Source organism: uncultured Microbacterium sp. (assembly GCF_913776565.1).
In the GTDB taxonomy this organism is placed as follows: domain Bacteria; phylum Actinomycetota; class Actinomycetes; order Actinomycetales; family Microbacteriaceae; genus Microbacterium.
This window is the reverse complement of the sequence record NZ_CAJYPF010000236.1, coordinates 1-3,448: the sequence shown is the minus strand read 5'-3', so window position 1 is coordinate 3,448 and position 3,448 is coordinate 1. Positions and strand designations below refer to the sequence as shown.

The window sequence follows — 3,448 nt, the reverse complement described above, 5'->3', positions numbered from 1 at the left end:
GTCCAGGGCCGCGGCGACGCGGGGACCGCGCATCCAGCGCCACCGTTCGACGCCCACCGCGCGCCCCACGAGGTAACAGCACAGGTCGCCCGCGAAGGCCGCGAGCCCCGCGACGACGATCACGGCGCCGAGCGGTGGCGTCCCGTGCGCCACGGCCAGGGCCCCGAACGCGGTGACGGCCGCCTCACCCGGGATGACGACCAGGAACGCATCGGCGAACACCAGCGCGGCCATGCCCGCGAGTGCCCACGGGCTCGCCGCGATCGCCTGCAGCCACGCGTCGACTCCGTCCATGACGTCACTCTCCGCCGCGGATCGAGACGCCCCGCCGACCGGCCGGTGACGCCCCGCGGAGCATCGGGTGAACATCGCGGAGATCGCCCCTCGGTGTGTCCCTCGAGGTCGCACCCTGGTCACGTGAGAGTCGCGCTGCTGGCCGAATCCTTCCTCCCGCACATGAACGGGGTCACCGGTTCCGTTCTCCACGTCCTGCGCCATCTGGCGGAGGCGGGCCACGAGACGCTGGTGATCGCGCCGAGGTCCGGCGACGTCACCGCCGATCTGCACGGGGCCCGTACCGAGCTGCTGCGATCCGTTCCGCTCCCGTCCTACCCCGAGGTGCGCGTGGTGTTCGCGCGGGCGGCGCGCCTGGGCGCCCTGCTGCGCGACTTCGACCCCGACGTCGTGCACCTGGCATCCCCCTTCGTCCTGGGCTGGCAGGGTCTGGCCGCCGCCGACGCCCTCGGAATCCCCTCGGTCGCCGTGTATCAGACCGACGTGGTCGCCTACTCCCAGAAATACGGCCTGCCCCACGCCACGGCCCTCGTGGCCGGCCACGTCGCGCGCCTGCACCGGCGCGCCACCCTCACCCTCGCGCCCTCGTCGGCCTCGACGCGCCAACTCGAGGAGCTCGGGGTAGACCGCATCCGCCGCTGGGGGAGGGGAGTGGATGCCGTCCGCTTCGCCCCCGCGCACCGCGACGACGCGTGGCGCGCGGAGGTGGCGCCAGGGGGTCAGCGCATCGTCGGCTACGTCGGCCGCCTCGCTCCCGAGAAGCAGGTCGACGATCTGCGCGCGCTCGCCGACCTGCCGGGGACGCGCCTGGTCGTCGTCGGCGACGGGCCCTCGCGTCCGACGCTCGAGAAGGCGCTCCCGGATGCCGTGTTCACCGGTCACCTGTCGGGGGCTGAGCTCGCGCGGGTCATGGCCGGCTTCGACGTGTTCGTGCACCCGGGCGAGAGCGAGACGTTCGGGCAGACGATCCAGGAGGCCCTCGCCAGCGGCGTCCCGGTGGTGGCGACCGGCGTGGGCGGGCCCCTCGACCTGGTCCGCTCGAGCGTCGACGGCTGGCTCTACCGACCGGGCGATCTGGACGACCTGCGCGCGCGCGTGGCCGATCTCGTCGGCGACGACGCCAAGCGCTCCGCCTTCGCCGCCGCGGCCCGCGCCGCGGTGCACGGGCGCACGTGGGAGGCGCTCACCAGCGACCTCGTCGGTCACTACACGGACGCCGTGGCCCTGCGCCGCATCGACGACGGCCTGCTGCGGCGCGGGGGACCGCGCCCGGCAGCGCCCGCGGCATCCCGTCCGCGCGGGCGGTGGAGCCGATACGTCGCCCTCGGCGACAGCGTGACGGAGGGGCTGTGCGACGCCTCGCGCATGCCGAGCGGGCAGTACCGCGGGTGGGCCGACCGCCTGGCCGAGCTGCTTGCGCACACCAGTGAATCGGGACCGTTCCGTTACGCCAATCTCGCGGTGCGCAGCCGTCGCGTGCGACACCTGATCGACGAGCAGATCCCGGCGGCCCTCGCGCTCGAACCGGATCTGGTGTCGATCCTCATCGGCGCGAACGACCTGGTCGGTCCCGCCCCGGTGATCCCTGCGCTGGTCGCCGAGGTCGAGTCCGCGGTGCGCGCCGTGCGGCGGACGGGCGCCGACGTCCTCCTGGTGACCACGTTCCTGCCCCGACGGAGGGCGGCCCGCATCTTCGCGCGCCGCTTCGCCGCGTTCAACGTGGAGCTGCGACGCATCGCCGCGCTGCACGGGGCGATCCTGCTCGACCTCGAGACCGAGTCCGAGATCGGCGAACTGCCGCACTGGGCCGAGGACCTCGTGCACCTGCGTTCGGGCGGGCACCGCCTGGTCGCGTATCGCGCGGCCGAGATGCTCGGCGTGCCCGACGCCAGGGCCCTGCTGGGTCTGGATGAAGCCCTGCACGCCGACGAGGACGAGGCGCCCCGGGGCGTCTGGCTCACGCGCGACGCGCTGCCGTGGGTGTGGCGCCGTGTCCGAGGTCGTACGGCGGGCGACGGCATCTCGGCCAAGCACACCGCCTACGTCGAGCTGCCCACGAGAGGTGATCGGCAGCGCGCCGACGCGGTCTGACCGGGCGGGAGTCGAGGGGTCAGTACCACCCGGTGCTCTGGGAGTGACCCCAGGCGCCGCACGGGCTGCCGTAGCGCGCGCTGATGTACGACAGTCCCCAAGAGATCTGGGTCGCGCCGTTCGTGCGCCAGTCCAGTCCCGCCGAGGCCATCTTCTCGCCGGGAAGGGCCTGGGGGATGCCGTAGGCCCCGCTCGAGGGATTCTGCGCCTGTACGCGCCAGCTCGATTCGCGATTCCACAGCGCGTTGAGGCACGTGAACTGGTCGTCGCCCCATCCGTATCCGCGGAGTTGTCCGCGCGCGTTCGCGCGGGCTTCGTCGGGCGTCATGATGGGCATGGCGGGGGCCGGTGCGGGGGCGGGGGAGCCGGACCCGCCGGATCCCGAACCGCCGCCGGAGCCGTTCCCGGTCGAGCCCGAGCCGCCGGATCCCGCCGAGCCGGTTCCCGACCCGCTGCCCGATCCCGACCCGCCGCCCGTCGGGGCTCCTCCCGACGGTCCTGCGCCGCCGGTCGCTCCCGCGCCCGAGCCGCTGCCGGACCCCGTCGCCCCGCTCGCCTGCGCTCCACCGCCCGTCGCTCCGAGGGGGGCTGCCGCGTCCTGCGCCGCCTTCTCGCGCTCCCGGTCCGCGCGCTCCTGCGCCGCGGTGGTGGCACGCAGGGCGGCGAGCTGGGCGAAGAGGTCGTCGAGCCGGGCCTGGGCAGCCGCGACGCTCGCGGATTCGGCGTCGGCCTGCCTCTGCGCGTCGAGCGCGGTGGCGCGCGCCTCGTCGGCCTGCCGCGCGGCCTCGGCGTTCGCCGCGGCCGCCTGTTCGCGCAACGACGTCGCGACGTCGGCCGTGCTGCGTGCCGCTCCGGCTTCGCGGGCGCTGAGCTGGGCCACCCGGTCCAGGATGCCGAGCCGCTCCAGCAGGGAGTCGGGATCGGCGTCCGCGAGCAGTTGCGCGACGAGCGGCCCGCGGGCCGCGGCCCGGTAGAGGCGGGCCGCGCTCGCGCCGGCGCGGCCGCCCGCCGCGGTCATCTCGGCGTCGGCGGCGGCGCTGCGCGCGCCCAGCAGCTCGCCGCG

At 75.2% G+C, this 3,448-nt stretch carries 2 protein-coding genes and 1 pseudogene; 1 reads left to right on the top strand and 2 read right to left on the bottom strand.

Translation table 11 applies throughout. The features are described 5' to 3' along the window. A pseudogene (locus QZ433_RS13160) lies at positions 1-294 on the bottom strand (hypothetical protein); the annotation flags it as partial. 123 nt (positions 295-417) lie between these two features. On the opposite strand from QZ433_RS13160, the gene QZ433_RS13155 reads away from it, so the two are divergent. Further along, positions 418-2,385, top strand: coding sequence for a glycosyltransferase (locus tag QZ433_RS13155; RefSeq protein WP_295784305.1), 1,968 nt, complete (start codon positions 418-420; stop codon positions 2,383-2,385). 19 nt (positions 2,386-2,404) lie between these two features. Here the strand turns inward: QZ433_RS13155 and QZ433_RS13150 are convergent. Beyond that, positions 2,405-3,448, bottom strand: a 1,044-nt coding sequence (locus tag QZ433_RS13150; protein ID WP_366761940.1) for a hypothetical protein, incomplete at its 5' end; no start/stop codon positions are given.